15 protein-coding genes and 2 tRNA genes are annotated in these 19,206 nt (G+C 56.5%); 6 read left to right on the forward strand and 11 right to left on the reverse strand.

Translation table 11 applies throughout. From position 1 onward, the window contains the following. Positions 1-200: 200 nt before the first annotated feature. The gene (locus EF096_RS07735) at positions 201-1,865 is read right to left on the reverse strand and encodes a long-chain-fatty-acid--CoA ligase (protein ID WP_123889056.1); all 1,665 of its coding nucleotides are present in this window, start codon (positions 1,863-1,865) and stop codon (positions 201-203) included. 282 nt (positions 1,866-2,147) lie between these two features. On the opposite strand from EF096_RS07735, the gene EF096_RS07740 reads away from it, so the two are divergent. The 5 genes from EF096_RS07740 (at position 2,148) to EF096_RS07760 (ending at position 6,918) form a co-directional block, all read left to right on the forward strand. Continuing rightward, on the forward strand, positions 2,148-3,689 hold the full coding sequence (locus tag EF096_RS07740) for a 2-isopropylmalate synthase (RefSeq protein WP_123889057.1): 1,542 nt from the start codon (positions 2,148-2,150) through the stop codon (positions 3,687-3,689). Next, on the forward strand, positions 3,689-4,468 hold the full coding sequence (locus tag EF096_RS07745) for an energy transducer TonB (protein ID WP_123889058.1): 780 nt from the start codon (positions 3,689-3,691) through the stop codon (positions 4,466-4,468). The genes EF096_RS07740 and EF096_RS07745 overlap by 1 nt, the downstream gene beginning before the upstream one ends. Further along, complete coding sequence (gene rimI, locus EF096_RS07750) at positions 4,465-4,917, forward strand: ribosomal protein S18-alanine N-acetyltransferase (RefSeq protein ID WP_123889059.1); 453 nt, start codon at positions 4,465-4,467, stop codon at positions 4,915-4,917. Before EF096_RS07745 ends, rimI begins: the two co-directional genes overlap by 4 nt. Before the next feature lie 106 nt (positions 4,918-5,023). Continuing rightward, positions 5,024-5,923: a DMT family transporter gene (locus EF096_RS07755; RefSeq protein WP_256671261.1), complete on the forward strand. Its 900-nt coding sequence runs from the start codon at positions 5,024-5,026 to the stop codon at positions 5,921-5,923. Beyond that, positions 5,920-6,918: an isocitrate/isopropylmalate family dehydrogenase gene (locus EF096_RS07760; RefSeq protein WP_123889061.1), complete on the forward strand. Its 999-nt coding sequence runs from the start codon at positions 5,920-5,922 to the stop codon at positions 6,916-6,918. Before EF096_RS07755 ends, EF096_RS07760 begins: the two co-directional genes overlap by 4 nt. A 53-nt stretch (positions 6,919-6,971) precedes the next feature. Here the strand turns inward: EF096_RS07760 and EF096_RS07765 are convergent. After that, positions 6,972-7,048, reverse strand: a tRNA-Met gene (locus EF096_RS07765). Positions 7,049-7,197: 149 nt separating this feature from the next. Next, entirely contained in the window at positions 7,198-10,182 is a 2,985-nt protein-coding gene (locus EF096_RS07770; protein ID WP_123889062.1) for a DUF748 domain-containing protein, read from the reverse strand. Between the two features lie 256 nt (positions 10,183-10,438). Here EF096_RS07770 and EF096_RS07775 point away from each other — a divergent pair, with 256 nt between their 5' ends. Further along, positions 10,439-12,040 carry an amidohydrolase gene (locus EF096_RS07775; RefSeq protein ID WP_158611245.1) on the forward strand — a complete coding sequence of 534 codons (1,602 nt, stop codon included), beginning with the start codon at positions 10,439-10,441 and terminating at the stop codon, positions 12,038-12,040. Positions 12,041-12,105: 65 nt separating this feature from the next. Here EF096_RS07775 and ychF read toward each other — a convergent pair whose 3' ends face one another. The 8 genes from ychF to EF096_RS07815 all read right to left on the reverse strand — a co-directional run bounded on the left by ychF (position 12,106) and on the right by EF096_RS07815 (position 18,961). Beyond that, the gene (ychF, locus tag EF096_RS07780) at positions 12,106-13,206 is read right to left on the reverse strand and encodes a redox-regulated ATPase YchF (RefSeq protein ID WP_123889064.1); all 1,101 of its coding nucleotides are present in this window, start codon (positions 13,204-13,206) and stop codon (positions 12,106-12,108) included. 38 nt (positions 13,207-13,244) lie between these two features. Continuing rightward, the gene (gene pth, locus EF096_RS07785) at positions 13,245-13,832 is read right to left on the reverse strand and encodes an aminoacyl-tRNA hydrolase (RefSeq protein WP_235869664.1); all 588 of its coding nucleotides are present in this window, start codon (positions 13,830-13,832) and stop codon (positions 13,245-13,247) included. Positions 13,833-13,863: 31 nt separating this feature from the next. Continuing rightward, positions 13,864-14,505 carry a 50S ribosomal protein L25/general stress protein Ctc gene (locus EF096_RS07790; RefSeq protein ID WP_123889066.1) on the reverse strand — a complete coding sequence of 214 codons (642 nt, stop codon included), beginning with the start codon at positions 14,503-14,505 and terminating at the stop codon, positions 13,864-13,866. A gap of 105 nt (positions 14,506-14,610) precedes the next feature. After that, entirely contained in the window at positions 14,611-15,552 is a 942-nt protein-coding gene (locus EF096_RS07795) for a ribose-phosphate pyrophosphokinase (protein ID WP_123889067.1), read from the reverse strand. A 117-nt stretch (positions 15,553-15,669) separates the two neighbouring features. After that, positions 15,670-15,744 (reverse strand) — tRNA-Gln (locus EF096_RS07800). A 35-nt stretch (positions 15,745-15,779) separates the two neighbouring features. Next, complete coding sequence (ispE, locus tag EF096_RS07805) at positions 15,780-16,625, reverse strand: 4-(cytidine 5'-diphospho)-2-C-methyl-D-erythritol kinase (protein ID WP_123889068.1); 846 nt, start codon at positions 16,623-16,625, stop codon at positions 15,780-15,782. Beyond that, a complete protein-coding gene (lolB, locus tag EF096_RS07810) occupies positions 16,622-17,239 on the reverse strand; it encodes a lipoprotein insertase outer membrane protein LolB (protein WP_123889069.1) in 618 nt (205 codons plus the stop codon). The genes ispE and lolB overlap by 4 nt, the downstream gene beginning before the upstream one ends. Before the next feature lie 3 nt (positions 17,240-17,242). Beyond that, positions 17,243-18,961, reverse strand: a complete 1,719-nt coding sequence (locus EF096_RS07815) for a tetratricopeptide repeat protein (protein WP_235869665.1) — start codon at positions 18,959-18,961, stop codon at positions 17,243-17,245. Between the last annotated feature and the right edge of the window lie 245 nt (positions 18,962-19,206).

The following is a 19,206-nucleotide window of genomic DNA, read 5'->3' on the forward strand; positions in this document are numbered from 1 at the left end:
GGCTGGCGAGATAGCGCGATGGCTTCGCGCTTGAATTCAGGGCTGTATTTTCTGCGTTTGGACATGAACACTCCTTTGGCACATTGTGCCTCTTTTCAAGAGTGTCCGCAGTAACGGGGTAGAACCCCTTGCAGCTTGCAGCTTGCAGGGCAATAAAAAAGAGCGCCCTAGGGCGCTCTTGAGTGCAAAGCCGAGGGGAGTTAGGCTTCAGCGCGTCCCCACTCGATGTCCTGCAGGTGGCGCCACATGATCTTGCCCGTTGGCGACTTGGGAATGCTGTCGGCGAAGGAGACGATCTGCGGGCATTTGTAGGCAGCCATGTTTTCCTGGCACCAGTTGATAATGTCCTGCTCAGTTGTGTCTTGTTTGCCTGCACTCAGTACGACGACCGCCTTAACCGTTTCGCCGCGTCGCTCATGGGGTACAGAGATAATGCAGACTTCCTGAATGGCCGGGTGTGCGTACATGAGTGATTCAACTTCCGCGGGCCATACCTTGAAGCCCGACGCGTTGATCATTCGTTTTACGCGGTCTACCAGGAAAAAGTAGCCCTCTTCGTCATAATAGCCGAGGTCGCCAGAGCGGAAGAAGCGCTCGCCAGCTACCTCAACAAACGCCTCTTCGGTAGCATCAGGGCGGTTCCAGTAACCTTGGAAAATCTGTTCGCCGCGCATGATGATTTCACCGGTCACGCCGGGCTCGACTTCTTTTAACGTGTCAACGTCAATCACCCGTGAGTCAACACCAATGAAGGGAACACCCAGGCATTGGGGTTTGCAGGCATGGGGCGGATTTGCATGTGTTGCTGCGATCGTTTCGGACAACCCATAGCCTTCCATATAGATAAGGCCTGTCTTGTCCTGAAGCTTTTTAGCTACGGCTGCGGGCATAGCCGCTCCGCCACCGCCGATACCAGTGAGTGACCTGATGTCGTATTGATCGATATCGGGATCGGACAACATGTCGACCACCATCGTCGATATGTTGCGCCAGGTATTGATTTTCAGGCTTTCAATCAATTGTGCCGCTACCTTTCTATCCCAGCGGGTCATTACGACCAGGGTGCCGCCAGCGTAGAGAGTGGAGTTCATGCACGATTGCATACCAGTGACATGAAACATGGGTACCGACACCAGATGGATGCAGCTGTGCTGAGTGTTCACCCAGGCGGCTCCATACACAGTGGTAGCCATCGCGCTATGATGCGTGTGGACGCAGCCTTTTGGATTGCCGGTAGTGCCCGAGCTGTAAGGTATGACACACAGGTCATTTGGTCCTGCGGTTAAAGCGCTTGGCTTTATGTCAGCTTTCATCGCCGCTTGCCATGCAGTCAGCCCTGCTGCTGTAACCGGCTCGGCGGGCGCAGCCACGGCGTCGGGCAACGTAAGGTCTGTCGTTTCTACTACGTATTCGCTGTAGGCAGTGACAATCACTTCTTTTAACGCACTCTCGCCGATATGCGGCGCCACGAATTCGCTCAGCTCTTGCCCGCATAGCGCTACAGGCGCCTGGGTGTCTTCGATCAGGTAAGCGAGTTCGGCAGTGCGGTTCATGGGGTTAACCGGCACAACAACGGCGTTAGCACGCAAAATGGCGAAGTAGCCGATGATGTACTGTGGGCTATTCTGCATATACAGCAGTACGCGATCGCCGTTTTTTACGCCGGCTTGCTGTAGATAGCCCGCAAGGCGCTCGGCCTGATTCTGCAGCTCGCGGTAGCTGATGTTGCTACCGTAGTAGTGAATAGCTGGATGATCGGGGTAGCGAAGTGCGGAGACGGTGATGTTGTGGAACAAGTTGGTGGCGGGGACTTCAAGCTGCTTGGGTACTTGATCGGGCCACACGGCATAGTGACGGTCAAACATACATCCAATCTCCTGCTTTTTATGCAATTCAGACGAACCGTTCTCTGCGCGTTTTCAGCAGGACAGTCCTGTTATTAGATCAGCCGACAGAATAAGTCCCTACGTGAGACTAAGGAAGAATACTTTTGTTGTGCTGTTGTTACGTCATAAACCGCAGTGAGTTCCAAGGTGCTGGCTTTCCCAGTCGGTCGGGAGGATGCGGTATAGTATCGGCCTGACCCAGGCGCCTATGGGCGTGAAGCGAACGACAGTGTTCAGCGGTATTTGCGGAGGACCTTACATATGAATCAGGACCGGGTATTTATTTTTGATACCACGCTGCGAGATGGTGAGCAGAGCCCTGGCGCGTCCATGACCAAGGACGAAAAGCTGCGTATCGCGCGGGCGCTGGAGAAGCTGCAGGTGGACGTCATCGAAGCGGGGTTTGCCATTGCCAGTCCCGGCGACTTCGAGGCGGTCAAGGCGATTGCGGACAGCATTCAGGACAGCATTATCTGTAGTCTGTCGCGTGCGGTTGACGCGGACATTGACCGAGCAGCTGAAGCACTGGCCGGCGCTAACGCAGGGCGCATTCATACCTTTATTGCCACCAGTCCGATTCATATGCAGCATAAGTTGCGTTTACCGCCGGATCAGGTGGTTGAGCAAGCAGTGCGCGCAGTTAAGCGCGCGCGCAACCTGTGCGCTGATGTCGAGTTCTCATGCGAAGACGCAGGGCGCTCCGAGATCGACTTCCTTTGCCGAATTATCGAGGCGGCCATCGACGCAGGTGCCCGGACCATCAATATTCCTGACACCGTCGGCTATGCTATCCCGCACCAGTTCGCCGACACCATACGGCAGATAATGTCTCGCGTACCTAACGCCGATAAAGCCGTTTTTTCAGTGCATTGTCATAACGACCTGGGTCTGGCTGTTGCTAATTCACTGGCGGCGGTTACAGCCGGTGCCCGTCAGGTTGAATGCACTATCAACGGCTTGGGCGAGCGCGCCGGTAACGCTGCGCTGGAAGAGATCGTCATGGCAATCAAGACGCGGCAGGATCTGCTGGGTGTATATACCGGAGTTGTGACCGAGAATATTTTGCCTGCTTCGCGGCTTGTTTCAGGGATCACCGGCTTCCCGGTACAGCCCAACAAAGCTATTGTCGGCGCCAATGCCTTTGCTCACGAGTCAGGGATTCACCAGGATGGCGTGCTTAAGCACCGTGAAACCTACGAAATCATGAGCGCGCAGTCCGTGGGCTGGCACACCAACAAATTGTCGTTGGGCAAGTTGTCAGGGCGGAATGCTTTCCGCTCGCGTCTTGAAGAGCTGGGCATTGTTTTGAGCGGTGAAGATTTGAATGCGGCTTTTGTTCGCTTCAAACAGTTGGCCGATCGTAAGCATGAGATTTTTGATGAAGATCTGCAGGCGCTGGTGACTGATACGCTAACCGAGGTGGTCGAGCACATTCGCTTGGTTCATTTGGACGTCTCGTCCTGCATGGGCGAGGTACCGAATGCGCTGGTTCAGCTTAGTGTCGACGGAGTAGAGCAGGAAGCGCGCTCAGGGGGCTCTGGTCCGGTAGATGCCACGTTCAAGGCTATCGAGCAGGTAATCGGCTCGAACGCGACTCTTCAGCTGTATTCGGTAAACGCGATCACCGAGGGTACTGACTCGCAGGGTGAAGTGACGGTGCGCCTAGAAAAAAGTGGTCGCATCGTAAACGGTAACGGTGCTGATACCGATATTGTCGTGGCCTCGGCCAAAGCCTATATCAATGCGTTGAATCTGATGCGCGAAGGTGCATACCGCGCTCATCCTCAGGCAGCGGGGGTCTGATGCAGGAACAAGCGCGTCTGGCCTATCTTGAGGCCATGGGAGTAACGAACTGGATACCACGCAAAGCGTTGATTGGTGTGCCAGAACGTATCCCGTATACGCTACCCGCAGTGCAAGAGGCGCAGCCAACCCAGGAGCCCGATTCAGATCCCTCGGCAGCTCCGGTGACTGCGCCAGTCAGCAAGGCCCCCGCAGTTAAACCAGCCGCGTTGGTTAACAAGTTACGCGGCGAGGTCGCACAACCGAAAGCGCCCCAGCCTGAAGAAACTCCGGTGCAGGCGGCTCCTGTCGCTGCGGCCATTGAGCCCTTTTATTTGCAGCTTTGGTTGGCAGGCCCTTGCGCCCTTCTTACCGAGGCGCCTGAGCCTGGCCTCGAAAGCGCAACCCCTGCCTTTATTTTGCTGCAGGATATTCTGCGCGCAGTAGGGTTGCCATCGCGGCCACGGTTATTAGCTGATTTTCGTTGGCCGTTGAGTCGTAACCCACAGCTTGATCGTAGTGCAGAAGCAGCGAGCAGGGGATTGCTGGCTTTTATGCAAGGACGTCTGGAAGACCAGGAGTTAGTCTCGCTTGGCTGTTTTGGTCCTGCTACCGGGCTATTGGTAGAGTCGGACTTGGCAAAGGTCGATGAATTGGTTGGACGCGAAGTAGCACTTGAGGGTTTACCTGCGTGCTGGTTTGCAGATGATCTTGAGCTGTTGATGCGTGAACCGCAGCGCAAAGCGGCGCTATGGGCGCAGCTGAGACGAGTAAAGGCACGGTGGAAGGATAACGTATGAGTGCCCTGACTTTCCGACGCATGCAGGAGTCTGATCTGGATGCGGTGCTGGCTATTGAATTCTCCGCTTTCAGTCATCCTTGGACTCGCGGCATCTTTCTGGACTGCATCAAGTCAGGCCATGAGTGCTGGTTAGCCTTCGATGGCTTGCAGCAAATTGGGCACGGCGTACTGTCTGCGGCAGCGGGCGAATCTCATTTGTTGAACATCACCATTAGGCCCGAAAGTCAGGGCAATGGTTTTGGTCATGGCTTGCTTGAGCACCTTATGCAGCAAGCCAAGGTACGTGATGCTGAAGTCACCTTTTTGGAGGTGCGTGAGTCCAACCTTAATGCCGCGGGTTTGTATGAGAGCTTTGGCTTTAACGAAATCGGCCGGCGCAGAAATTACTATCCTGCTGTGGGTGGGCGTGAAGACGCTCTGGTTATGGCCTACTCGCTGGTCGATTGAGTAGAGGACTATTACCGCAGCACTGATACGTTTGCGGCTCGCACCTTCCGCTATTGGGTTTTTGGTAGGAGGTATGTTTGATGTTTGCTGTTTTCGGGAGATCCGCGTGAAGTTGTCCGCACGCGGCTGGGCCATTGCCGGACTACTTCTATGCGCAATGATCTGGGCTGGTAACGCCCTGGTCGCGCGCGCAACTGCTGGGTTATTGCCACCGATTGGTTTGTCATTTTGGCGATGGACTACGGCCCTGTTATTGATCTTACCTTTTACCCTGCGCGGATTGTGGCGCCAGCGGGCCTCATTACTGTTGCATTGGAAGCAGATTGCAACCTTGTCGGCGTTAAGCATTTCATCCTACAACACGCTTTTGTACCTGGCGGCGCAGAGTACCACCGCCATCAACATCACTTTGGTTAATACCGGGCTCCCGGTTGCTGCGTTTATATGGTCGGTTCTATTGTTGCGCCAGTGGCCAAGCCGGCAAACACTAGCCGGCACTCTGTTGTCCTTCACCGGGCTGTTGGTGATCCTCAGTACTGGGCAGCTGGGTAAGCTTGCGCACCTGGTTTTCAATCCGGGTGATTTAATCATGCTGGCGGCGGTAATGACGTGGGGGCTCTACTCTGTTCTTCTGCGTCGCTGGATGATTCCCGTTCCGGGAGTGACCTTGCTGACCGCGATGCTCTTGTGTGGCGTCCCGCTGCTGTTGCCGGTTTATCTATGGGAGTACAGCCAAACCGGGCCCATGCCGCTGACACTGGTGACACTTGGGGCCGTTAGCTACACAGCGCTGCTGGCTTCACTGTTCGCTTATCTTGCCTGGAATAACGGTGTGCGTATTCTCGGCCCAGCGACCGCCTCCCTATTCAGCTACCTGATGCCAGTGTTTACCGCTCTGCTCGGCGTATTGCTGCTCGGCGAACACTTGCACTGGTACCACCTCCTGGGAGGCACCCTGACCTTCTCTGGTCTCTTATTGGCAACCCGAAGAGCGTCCAAGGTATGAAGAAACTCTGCGTGATCCCCGGCGACGGTATTGGACCAGAGGTGGTGCCGGTCGCGGTAGAGGCCATTAAGCTGCTGGTGCCAGACCTGGAAGTAGTGCACGCGCAAGCGGGCTGGGCCTGCTTTCAACAGACCGGCTGTGCCGTGCCCGAGCGCACGCTCGATCTTATGCGCGAGTGCGGGGCCGGGCTGTTTGGCGCGGTGCAATCGCCAGCACATCAGGTAGCCGGTTATCGCAGCGCAATACTGACGTTGCGCCAACAGCTGGGTTTGTCAGTCAACTTACGTCCGGTGCGCAGCTGGCCCTTTATCTCGCCCAAGAGCGGGATAGATCTGATGGTATTGCGCGAGAACAGTGAAGGGCTTTATGTCGGGCGCGAGCATATGGCATCGCCAGATAAGGCTATAGCTGAGCGGCATATCAGTAGACAGGCGAGCGAGTTACTGGCGCAGCGCACAGCGCAGGTCGCTCAATTGCGGCAGGCAAGGCGCATAACCCTGGTGCATAAGGCCAATGTGCTACCGCTCACGTGCGGACTCTTTCGCGATAGCTGCCGCGCAGTGCTGGAAGCCCAAGGGTTGGGCTCGGTTCTGGATGAGCGCTTGGTTGATGTAGCCGCGCTGCAGTTGATCGAACAGCCGGAATCCTTTGACCTGGTTGTGACCACCAACCTGTTTGGCGATGTACTGTCCGATCTGGCCAGCTACTGGTCAGGCGGCCTGGCCACCGCGCCGTCGCTTAACTGGGGGCAGGGGATTGCGCTGGCTGAGCCGGTGCACGGTAGTGCGCCGGATATTGCCGGTAGCGGTAGAGCAAACCCCATAGCTGCGTTGCTCAGTGCCGCGCTTCTGCTGCGTTATCACTGGGAGTTGGACGACCAGGCATCTCGCCTGGAAGGCGCTGTAGACGATTTTTTAAAGGAATCGAAAGGCGTGGATTTAGGCGCGCAAACCACCCTGCGCGTATCAGCAGGGGTGCTGGAGCGGATCAAATAGTAGGAATAGAGGTATAAAAAAAGGCCTAGCCGAAGCTAAGCCTTTGAAATCGTTGGTGGCTACACCTGGACTTGAACCAGGGACCCCAGCATTATGAATGCTGTGCTCTAACCAACTGAGCTATGTAGCCATCCGAGGCTGCGCATTATTCATTTCCGCGCGGGGGTTGTCAAGCCTGCGTGCTTATTTTTTAACTGGCATTTCAACTGGTTAACTTTTCCATTTGGCACGAGTCGCGGGTTGCGCTGTTACCGTAACCGGGCAGTGCCTGGTTGCCGGTTATTCACTGCCCAAATGCAGTGCGGACGCTACGTGGCCGTCGCTCGCTTGTTCGGTGATGCTAACGTCTATCAGGTAAACGCGTTCGGGGTCCAGGCCGCCAGCGTCAACCAGATAGCTTTTTATTGCCGCGGCACGGCGCTGTGCCAGTTTGCGTAACATCAGGTTGCTGTGACTCCACAGGTCCAGCAACGCCTGTTCCATTTTTGCCGCGCGTTCCTCCTGGTTGAGTTGGCTCCATTCCTCCGGGGGCTGTTGTTTCAGGCGGGCGCGATAGATGCCTTCAAGCAGAGCAGGCTTATCTTCATCGTCGACCTCTATCAGCTCGCGAGAGGCGGGTACTTGTTCGCCCATGGCTTGTAGTGATTTGAACTGAAGTCGCTGGTATTCGCGGGCGAGGCGCTCGCTTGCCAGTTGCGGGCCGTCTACTGCTGCCGAGCTTATGCCCTCTACCTCCAGGGTGAGAGCCGGGCGCTGTTGCAGCGCGCTCGCCAGCGTTGTCAGTGTGCCTTCTGCGTCACGGCCAAGGGTCTCTCTACCCGCAGTGAAGCTGACTTCGCTCAGGTCTTGCTCGTTGCCGCCAACGAGGCCGGCAATAAACTTGAAGGGTGCCTGTGCGGCTCTGCCCACCAGATTGCGCAGCGTTTGCCAGATAATGGGCATGACGCTGAATTGCGGATCTTCTAGGTTGCCGGCTACCGGCAGTTGAATATCGATATTGCCTTTGCTGTCTTTAAGTAGGGCGATGGCCAAACGTACCGGTAGATCCACGGCATCCGGACTATCGACCTTTTCACCGAGCTGCAGCCCTTCCAGCAGCACCTTGTTTTCGGCATTCAGTTGGCCTTGCTCAATCCGGTAGTGCAGATCCAGGTTTAGTCTGCCTTTGCGAATGCGATAGCCAGCAAATTTGCCGGAATAGGGCGTGAGTGTGGTCAGCTCTACGTTGCGAAAGCTGGTCGCTATATCGAGGCTGTTGAGTGGGTCAAAGGGGGTCAGGCTACCTTTGATGCTGACCGGTGCGTAGCGGTCAATCTTGCCGGTCACGTTTACGCTGGCAGGTTTTGTACTCTGGTTATCCAAAGTGCCAATGTCGCCGTTGAGCTGGCCGATAGCTGCCGAGAAATCCGGCTGCAAACTGAAGTCGGCAAAATTGGCAGAGCCATCAGCAATGGTGACGCCACCAATACGAATAGCCATCGGAGCGCTGCTGCTTTGTTTCTGACTGGTGCCGGGTTGCTCAACGAGCAGGCCACTGAAGTTGGTGGTCAGGTTTTCGTTGATAATGAAACGGACATAGGGCTGCTGCAGCGCTACCTTATTGATTGTCAGTCTGTTGCCCTGATAATCGATGCTGCTGAGCTCAAGCTGTTGCCATTTCAGCAGGTCGCGCTCGCGCTCGGCATCAATGATGTGCAATTGGCTGACCTGTGCATCTCCGCTTACTTCAAGCGCTAGTGGTTCAAGTCCGTTTAAATTGATGTTGAGGTCGCTGTTGGCTAGTCCGCTGCGCAGCTGGATGCGCACCAGTGGCTCGAAATAGGGTCGAGCCAGTCGCAGGTCTATATTGCGCGTACTGGCTTTCAGAGTGGCACTCAGAGGCTTTAACTGTACCTGTCCGCTAGCGGATAGCTGCCCGTTGTTGTTGAGGCCGGTGGTCAGCTGCACGGAGAAGGGGGTGGTGCCAAGGCTATCGAACTGACTGATGCTGATATCGAGCGGGCCTACCTCCAAGGCAACTGGCTTACTTGGTACCCGATCAACCAGGTGTAGTTGGCTACCGTCCAGTGTCGCGTCCTTCAGTTGCACTCGCCATGGCGGGCTCTGAGTTGCAGGCGTCTGGGCTGCGGTAGCGGGGCTGGGCGCAGGATTGGCGACTTGCTGGGTGCTGTCTGTGACGTCAGCCGCTTGCGTTTGTCTGGTGCTCTGCTGGCTGGGCTCGGGTGTGCTCGTTTCCGCCTGGTTGGCGCTCGCTTGGGGTTTGCTGTCCAGTAGTGCCAGTAAGTCTATTGTTCCGTTTTGTTCGCGGGCGGCCCAAGCTTCCAGTTCACTGCTGTGCAGCTGACCAATAACGACCTCACGCTTGGCCAGGTTTAGCGCGCTGTCGCTGACGGCGAGGCTGGGCAGGCGCAGACGCGGTTTACCGTTGGCGTCGATACTGAGGGTGGTTAGCGCCAACTGCGCATTCTGTAATCTAAAGTCAGTTTGCTCTGAGAGGTCCAATTGATACTCGGTGCTCGCACTGAGCGCGCCGCTGTCGAGGTCCAGGTCGAACTGGTCACGAATATAGGGCCATAAGGTACTCAGTTGCGCATCCTGAATACTGAGGCTGCCGCTGGATGTGATGTTGGGAGCCAGGGTGGCGTTGCCTTGCCAGGCCAGGCGAGCACCGTTAGGGCCGCTGGCATTTAGCGTGATGGCGGTGGTTTCATCGGGCCTGGTGCTCAGGTTCTTGAGCTCCAGCGACAGGTCGTCATAGGCAAACTCGACTGCGGTTTGTGTGCGCTCGTCGATAAAATGCAGACTGTTTTTATTGAGCGCAACGCGGTCGATGCGCAGCGGGAAAAGGGTTTGGCTGGTATCGTCGCTAGCCGCCGCGTCCGCCTCAGGCAGGTTGAACAGCTTTGCCAGGTTGAGCGTGCCATCTTTGGCAAAGTGAACCTCGCCGTGCGCAGCATCCAGTTCAACGTCGGCCAAGTGCAGGGCCCCGGTCCACAGGCTATCGAGCTCGGCGTTCACGTAAAGTCGCTGAAAGGAGATATCTGGAGCGTCAGGGTCGCCGATCTGCAGATCCCAGAGCGTGGCTTGCATGCTGAAAGGATTGAACTCGACCCTGCCCAGTTGCGCAGGCACTGTCGCCAGCCTGGACAGTTGGCTATTGATGGTATGCAGCGCTATGGCTGGGACTAGCAGAAACCCTGCTGTTGTGTAGATAAAGCTGGCGATCAGTAGTCCGACCGCAAGGCTTTTCTTGCGTATACGCATGAGCTAGCCGTCTCGGATGCAATAAGTAGGGAGATTATGGCACGTGAAGGCCGGTTCTGCGGCCCATGTCAGGCAAATATCAAGGCTGTTGCGACCTACACGGTCGTGCTTTGATATACCTGAAAGCCCTTACAATGGTTCTATAAAAATAAATAAGCGAATGACCATGCAGATAAAAAGATCGGGGGCAGTAGCTCTCCTGGCGCTGTGTTTATTGGGTGTTTTGGGGTTTGTATGGCCTCACTCTGGCAACGATATGATTTTCTTCGGCGGCCCCATCCTGACTGTTAATGCGAGCAACGAGGTCGTTGAGGCGCTGGCGGTGCGTGATGGCATTATCGTTGCTGTCGGCAGTCTGGATGAGGTCATGGGCGTCCGGTCCGCAGACACGCAACTTGTCGATCTGCAGGGCAGAGCCTTGATGCCGGGGTTTGTTGCGGCTCATGAGCATCCCACGTTAACCGCTGTATTCAATGGCGCGCATGACCTGTCGGGATTCAGTTACAAGCATAATGCTGAGGTATGGGCGGCGTTGCGTGAGGCGATTGCGGCTACACCCAAAGGCGACTGGGTGTATGCCGGCGGCATTGATGCGATTCTGACGCCTGATCTGCAGGTGCCCATGCGCGAAGCGCTGGATCAGTTGGCGCCGGACAATCCGGTGCTGCTGATTTCGCAGACGCTGCATTCGGCCTGGGCCAATTCTGCCGCCTTTGCCGCAGCGGGCGTGACCCGCGATACGCCTGATCCGGGTAAAGGGTCGTATTACGAGCGTGATGCTAACGGCGATTTCACGGGCTTCATCGCTGAAACACGTGCAATGCAGCCCTTTGTCACAGGCCTGCGCTCGCCGTTGCGGCTGCTTGGGCGTTATACCGATACCCTGGACGGATATCTTGCCGAAGGTTTCACCTCGGTCGCCTCGCTAGGCTACAACGTGCCGCCTTTGCTGGCTCGGTTTGCCGCTTCGCGACACCTTCAGCCGCGCATCCGGCAGTTCTTTTATCTGGTTGAGAGTGAGCTCGATTACCTGCCGGATTTGCCAGATACGCGTAACCCGTTTTTTCGTGTGCTTGGCGTCAAACTGTGGCACGACGGTTCACCTTATACCGGCAGCATGTTCACCTCGGCACCTTACCTTGATAGTCGGTTGGGCCGCACATTGGGTATTGAAGCGGGCAGTCACGGTGCGGCGATGATTGCCGAGCAAGAGCTGATCGAAAAAATCCAGGGATACCGTTCACAGGGCTGGCAGGTAGCGATCCACAGTCAGGGCGATGAATCTAATCGTCAGGTGGCTAAGGCCATCCTGGCGGCAGGTCAGCCCGGTTCCGGCGACGCCCTTATCCGGCTGGAGCATGCTGTGCTGTTACCGGCGGATTTGATGCCGGCGCTGGCGGAGCAGGGCGTGACGGTCAGTTTTCACATTAACCATATTCGCTATTACGGCGATGCTCTGGCGGAATCGATCATCGGCCGCTGGGCGGCGCAGCAGGTATTGCCAATACGCACCGCAGTGGATCTGGATATGCAGCCATCGCTGCACGCAGACAGCCCTATGTTTCCGGCCGATGGATTTAGCCTGATGCAGACGGCCATCACTCGCAGAACCGATAGTGGTCGGGTCTTGAATGCCGATCAATCCATCGATGTTCGCCACGCGCTGCGTGCGATGACCGTCAACGCGGCCTACCAGCTCGGCATTGATCGTCAGGCGGGCAGTCTGGAGGTAGGCAAGTGGGCTGACCTGCAGGTTGTGACAGAGAGCCCGTACGAGGTTGACGCGCAAAAGCTGAACCGCGTGCAGACCGAGCAGGTGTATGTGTCTGGCCGGTTGGAATTTAATCAAGCACAGTAGTACTGACGTAAAAAGCCCCTGCTCACCAAAGGCGGGCAGGGGCTTTTCATGACAATCGCAACGCCTTAGACGTTGAAACGGAAGTGTATTACATCACCATCCTTGACGATGTATTCCTTACCTTCCAGGCGCCATTTTCCTGCTTCCTTGGCACCACTTTCGCCGTTGTATTGAATAAAGTCTTCGTAGGCGGTGACCTCGGCGCGGATAAAGCCTTTTTCAAAGTCGCTGTGAATCACGCCCGCAGCTTGTGGGGCTGTGGCGCCAATTTTTACCGTCCAGGCGCGTACTTCCTTAACGCCAGCGGTGAAGTAGGTCTGCAGGCCCAGTAGCTCGTAGCCCGCGCGAATGACGCGGTTCAGGCCAGGCTCTTCCATCCCCATGGTCTCAAGAAACATCTGCTTTTCTTCGTCGTCATCCAGTTCGGCGATTTCGGCTTCGATCTTGTTGCAGACCGGCACGACAATAGCGCCTTCTTCGGCAGCGATGGCCTTCACTACATCGAGTAGCGGGTTATCTTCAAAACCTTCTTCGGAGACGTTGGCGATGTACATGACCGGCTTGATGGTCAGTAGGTGGAATTGGCGCGCAGTGGCACGTTCTTCCGGGCTGAAGTCTTTCAGCAGGGTGCGCGCAGGCTTGCCTTCGCTAAAATGCGGAATCAGCTTTTCCAGCAGGGCTTTCTGGGCAATCGCCTCCTTGTCGCCGCCTTTGGCATTGCGGCTTACCCGGTATAACTGCTTCTCGCAGCTGTCGAGGTCGGCGAAGATCAGTTCCAGGTCGATAATCTCGATATCGCGCTTGGGATCAACACTGTTGGCGACGTGAATGACGTTCTCATCTTCGAAGCAGCGCACTACGTGGGCGATAGCATCGGTCTCGCGGATGTTGGCAAGAAACTTGTTACCCAGGCCTTCACCCTTGGAGGCGCCTTCGACCAAGCCGGCGATGTCCACAAATTCCATGGTCGTTGGCAACACTTTCTGCGGCTTGACGATGTCGGCCAGCGCATCCAGGCGTGGGTCGGGCATCGGCACGATGCCGCTGTTCGGCTCAATGGTGCAGAAAGGGAAGTTTTCTGCCGCGATGCCGGATTTGGTCAACGCATTGAACAGGGTGGATTTGCCAACGTTGGGCAGACCGACAATACCGCAATTGAAACCCATAGTGATGTCCTTTGCCGTGTGTGGCGGCGCAAATTGATTCAGGCTTTAAAGCTGTGCAGGCGTTGCATGACGGCTGACCACTGTCCCTGGCTGATGCCGGGTAGTTCGCGGATGGCTTCGTCGATGCAAGCGTCGAGTGCTTCCTGTTCGGCTTTGGGCGCGCGGCCCAGTACAAAGCCGGTCACCTGCGAGCTGTGGCCAGGATGGCCAATACCCAAGCGCAGGCGGTAAAAAGTATTCTGATTGCCCAATTGAGCAATGATGTCCCGCAAGCCGTTGTGTCCGCCATGACCGCCGCCCTTTTTGCACTTGACCACGCCAGGCGGTAGATCAAGCTCATCATGGGCTACCAGAATTTCTTCCGGCGTAATGCGATAGAAACCAGCCAGCGCGGCAACAGCTTGCCCACTGCGGTTCATAAAGGTGGTGGGGATCAACAGGCGAATATCCTGACCATCAATTGTCAGGCGGCCGGTAAGGCCAAAAAACTTGCTTTCAGCACGCAGGCCGACGTTATGCCGGTCAGCCAGGCGCTCAATAAAAAGGGCGCCAGCGTTGTGGCGGGTCAGGTCATATTCAGGACCGGGATTTCCCAGTCCTACGATTAACTTGATTCCCTGCGTCACAACGGGCGCCCCTCTCGAGTCAGGCGGGAGTTTACTCCGCAGACTCCTCACCTTCGTCAGCTGCTGGAGCATCTTCTTCAGCTTCAACGGCTACGCGAGCTGCGTGCACGTTGGCGACTGGAAGATCGTGATCAGCGCCTTGGGCCAGAGCAGGAATGCTCACGCCTTTTGGCAGCTTCAGGCTGGACAAGTGAACGATATCGCCCAGATCGACTTCAGCCATGTCCACTTCAATGAACTCTGGCAGGTCTTTCGGCAGGCAGTTAACTTCAACGTCGGTCATGGTGTGAGAGATCACGCCACCGCTTTTCTTGACGCCGACACAAGTGTCTTCGTTCAGGAAGTGCAGGGGAACGTGAACAGTCACTTCGTGACCAGCTACCACGCGCAGGAAGTCAGCATGCATAACCATCGGCTTGGCGGGGTGACGCTGCAGAGCTTTCAGCAGTACGTCTTCTTTTTTGCCGTCAACTGACAGCTTGATGACGTGGGAGTAGAAAGCTTCGTTTTCCAGTGCTTTGTTCAGCTCGCGAGCAGCGATAGAGATGCTCTGCGGCTCTTTGTTGCCACCGTAAACGATAGCGGGCACCAGTGCATCGTTACGACGCAGGCGGCGGCTCGCACCTTTCCCCAGGTCGTTACGGGTATTCGCATTCAGAGAGAAGTCGACCATAAGTAGTCTCCTTGCAAAAACATCCGGGCACTTGCGACCAGTGCGTCGGATGATTGATGAAAAACCCGAGCTTATGCCCGGGTCGTTAAATCAGCGTCTTGTTCCTTAACGGAACATGGCGCTGATGGATTCTTCGTTGCTGATACGACGCATCGCTTCGGCAACAATGGGTGCCATATCCAATTGGCGGATACGATCACAGGCAGCTGCCGCGGGAGACAAGGGGATAGTGTTGGTCACTACCAGTTGGTCCAGTACGGAGTTGCTGATGTTTTCGATTGCCTTGCCCGATAGAATCGGGTGCGTGCAATAGGCAAATACTTGCGCCGCGCCGTGGTCTTTCAGAGCTTTTGCGGCATGGCACAGTGTGCCTGCAGTATCAACCATGTCGTCTACCAGCACGCAGTTGCGACCTTCGATGTCACCGATGATATGCATCACTTCAGACTGGTTGGCCTTCGGTCGACGCTTATCGATGATCGCCAGGTCTACACCCAGGCTTTTTGCCACTGCACGGGCGCGCACAACGCCGCCGATGTCAGGGGAGACAATCATCAGATTGTCAAAACGTTGGTCCTGAATATCGTCAATCAGTACCGGTGAACCGTAGATATTGTCGACCGGAATGTCGAAAAAACCCTGGATCTGGTCGGCGTGCAGGTCAACGGTCAGCAGGCGGTCAACGCCTACAGTGTCGAGCATGTCTGCTACGACCTTGGCGCTAATAGCGACACGGGCAGAGCGGGGGCGACGATCCTGGCGAGCGTAACCGAAGTAGGGAACGACAGCGGTGATGCGTGAGGCGGATGAGCGACGCAGAGCGTCAGCCATAACCACCATTTCCATCAGGTTGTCGTTGGTCGGTGCGCAGGTTGGCTGCAGGATGAAGACGTCTTTGCCGCGCACATTCTCATTCAGTTCGACGTTAACTTCGCCGTCACTGAAGCGGCCAACAGTGGCATCGCCTAGAGGAATGTGTAGCTCACGCACGACGCGCCGTGCCAGATCGGGGTTGGCGTTCCCCGTGAATACCATCATCTTGGACACGCAGCATTACCTTTTTTGGGTAGTGGTCTTTGCGATTATGGATTCACGTCTGGAGTGCAGAAAGCATCAACCAGTCAGACGTGGATCACTCTGTCTTGATTGCTGCCGGAGAGAAAATGGCAGGGGCGGCTGGATTCGAACCAACGCATGGCAGGATCAAAACCTGCTGCCTTACCGCTTGGCTACGCCCCTGTAACTATCCGGATGCACGGCTGCATCCTTAGTGCTTACTTGTTGATCAATTGATGTAACGGTGAAACGTTACAACCCTTGGCAACAAAGCTTCGCAGTGTGGCTGGCAACCGGGCGCGAACTTTATCAGCTTCGCGTTCATTTGGGAAGGCCCCAAATAAGCAACTGCCAGTTCCGGTCATCTTAGCCTCACAATAATTGTTTAGCAAGATCAACGTGTTACGAATTTCTGGGTAACGCGCTGCAACAACCGGTAAGCAGTCATTCCGACCGCCGACCTCACGGAAGGCCGCTAATGTAATGGGCGATGTGTCGCGCGTCAACCTCTGATCTGAAAAAATCTCTGCAGTACTGACTGAATAGGGCGGAATAACCACCAGATACCAGGGTTCTTCCAGCTCTACCGGGGTTAGTTTTTCGCCCACGCCTTCCGCCCAGGCGGCCTTGCCGTGCACGAATACCGGCACGTCAGCGCCCAGGGCTATTCCGATAGCAGCCAACTGGTCGTCGTTTAGATTGCTTTCCCATAGACGATTTAGCCCTACCAGAGTGGTCGCAGCGTCAGAGCTGCCGCCGCCGATACCGCCACCCATGGGCAGGCGCTTCTCAAGCGTGATATCAGCGCCGAGTGATGTTCCTGTGGCGTTTTGCAGGCGTTTAGCGGCTTTGACGATCAGGTTGTCTTCTGGAGCGACGCCCGGCAGCTCGGTGTGCAAGTTTATCTGGCCGTCGTCGCGGCAACTAAAGTGCAGGGTGTCGCCATAGTCAACAAACTGAAACAGGGTCTGCAGGTTGTGGTAGCCGTCTGCGCGGCGCCCGGTTATATGCAGAAACAGGTTGAGTTTGGCTGGTGCCGGCAGGCTGAGTGTTGCTGTGTTCATTCAGGGATTCGGGGTTTCCAGTCAGTGACGACGAGGGTGAGTAGCAGATCGTGCCCGGAAATTTGCAGTCGCTGCGGCAGTTGTACTTCGCCGACCTGCTGGTAACGACTGTACTCGACGGTCCAGCCACTTTGGTTCAGCCGCGCGAGGCGGCTATGGGTGTCCAGCTGCAATCGGCTGGGTGCATCTGGTGCCGGTAGGCCGCGTACCCACCAGAGCAGGTGTTCGACCGGCAGACGCCAGCCAATTTGCTGCTCCAGTAATGCTTCGGCGGATTCGGCACTGACGGGTGCGCGACCGGCCACTTCAAGCGTGGTCTGTTTGTCGTCACCCTGAATGCGGGTCGCTCCGCGCCCCATGGGGCCGGACAGGCGAATGTCATAGTAATCATTGCGTTGCAGCCAGAAGAGGGTGCCGCTACCCGACTCTTGCGGTGCCCGCACGCCCAGTTTGCCCTGTAGTTCCCAGCTGTGGATGGGTTCTACCTGCTGACGATGGTGCTTCCATGCCTGAGGGTCACCGCCGAGCTCCAGCGTTTCCTTCTGGTGCAGGCTGCTGCAGGCTGCGAGAGTCGTGGCTAGCAGGATGACGGTCAGGGTGCGCATAAATGACATGATTTACTCAGCTTCCAGGCGTTCGCGGGTGGCAGGGATCAATTGGCTGTCAGGTGCCTGTTCCAGGCCTTGCTTCCAGACCTGGCGGGCCTCCCGTTTGTTCCCTTGGCGCCAGAGCACTTCGCCCAGATGAGCAGCGACTTCCTGGTCAGGGAAGTTGGTAAAGGCGTCCCTCAGTAACTGCTCTGCGCGATCAAGATTGCCGAGTCGATAGTGAACCCAGCCAAGGCTGTCGCGCACTGCCGGGTCATCCGGCGCTAGTGCGGCGGCCCGCTGCAGCAGGTCGAGCGCCTCGTCCAGCCTTTCATTACGGTCGGCAAGGGTGTAGCCGAGGGCGTTCAGGGCCATGGCGTTATCAGGTTCGCGCTCAATAATGGTACTGAGATCCTGCACTGCGGCCTCGGAGTTGCCAAGCTGCTCGTTCAGCATGGCGCGGGTATACAATAAGCTGCTTTCCACTGGGTAAGCACGCAGCGCAGCGTTGGTTCGCTCGATAGCTTGCTCGGGCTGGTCGGCAAGCGTTTCAATCTCAATCTGGTATAGCGTCAGTGCGTGCTGTGGATACTCTTCGCGGTCCTTTTGCAGTAGCTCGCTCAGGGCGTCCAGATGCCCCTGTTTAACCAGGAGCTGACTGATCTGCAGGCGAGAAGTCAGCAATTCCGTGCCGCTGTTGATGCTTTGCCAAGTCTCTAGTGCAGCATCCGGGTCGCCGTTAGCCAGTTGCGCGTTGCCCAAATGGTAGCGCGCTGTGTTGTTGTTTGGATTGGTGTCCAGCACCTGTTGCAGTTGATCAACGGCTTCAGCGCTGTCGCCGAGTTCCAGATAGACCAGCCCTAGAGACAGGCGCAGGTCAGGGTCGTCCGGATTATCCCTGACCAGTTTGGCGTATTGGGTGCTAGCGGCGCGGTAGTCGCCGGAGCTCACCAGCATGCGGGCCAAGAGTAAGCGCAAGCGGGTATCTGCCGGAAATGACTCCAGTCCGCGATAGAGGATTTCTTGGGCGCGCTTGGGATCGTTTTCTATTACCAGGCGGCTGTGCAGCAGGATGGCGGCGGGTGCCTTGTCCGTGCCGGGATGTTGCTCGAGTAGCTCAAGTGCTTCTTGTGAGCGGCCAGCCTGTTGCAGTAACAATGCCTTGGCAAAGGCTAATTGGGTGTTTTCAGGATGGCGTTGCAGCATCTGCGAAAGACTCTCAAGCAGCGCTTTGCGGGTTGGTTCGTCTGTTTCGGCTGCGGCCAGGGCGAGGAAGTCGAAGTGCGTCTCTCCATGCAGATCCAGAGCGCGCTGCATCATGTCCATGGCCTGCTCGTGCTGACCGGTACGAGCTAGGTGTATAGCCGCTGAGCGCAGGGCTTCCGGGTTCTGACTATCGAGTTCGACCCAAAGCAGCGCCATATCAAGCGCCGGTTTTTCAGCGCCGAGGAATTCGGCCACACGCATAGCTCGCTCGGTTACACCGGCATCGCGGGTCTCACGCGCCTGGTAGATATAGTTATCGAGCGCAATATCGAAGCGGTTGCGCTGCCCGGCAATCTCGGCGGTCAGCAGGTCGTAAAGCGTGTCCTGACGAAACTGGCCATACTCGACCGGTTCGGCCGGCTTTTCGACGGCTACGGCTGGTGCTGGCGCAGCTGGTTCCGGTGTTGACAGCGCACTGCAGCCGCCAAGCAGAAGTCCGCCCAGAGCCAACAGCAGCGGGGACGGAATAGATAAAGCCTTCATAGACACTCTCATACGCGACGTTTTGGTGGCTGTTGAACCGGTGCAGTATGGGGACGCTGCACCGCTGGGGATTGGTTAAGACGGCACGTGGAGGCCGCCGGCCAGGCTGGTTTCATCATGACACAGGATGTGACGCAAACCCATACTCTGCAAGGCGTGCGAGCGAAAACCGCGAAGGGCGCGGCGAATTGCCACCCCATAGGTTGGGAGCGGAAGCCAAGCGGTAATTGATCGACGTGGGGTAA

Source organism: Pseudomonas neustonica (assembly GCF_003797945.1).
GTDB lineage: Bacteria > Pseudomonadota > Gammaproteobacteria > Pseudomonadales > Pseudomonadaceae > Halopseudomonas > Halopseudomonas neustonica.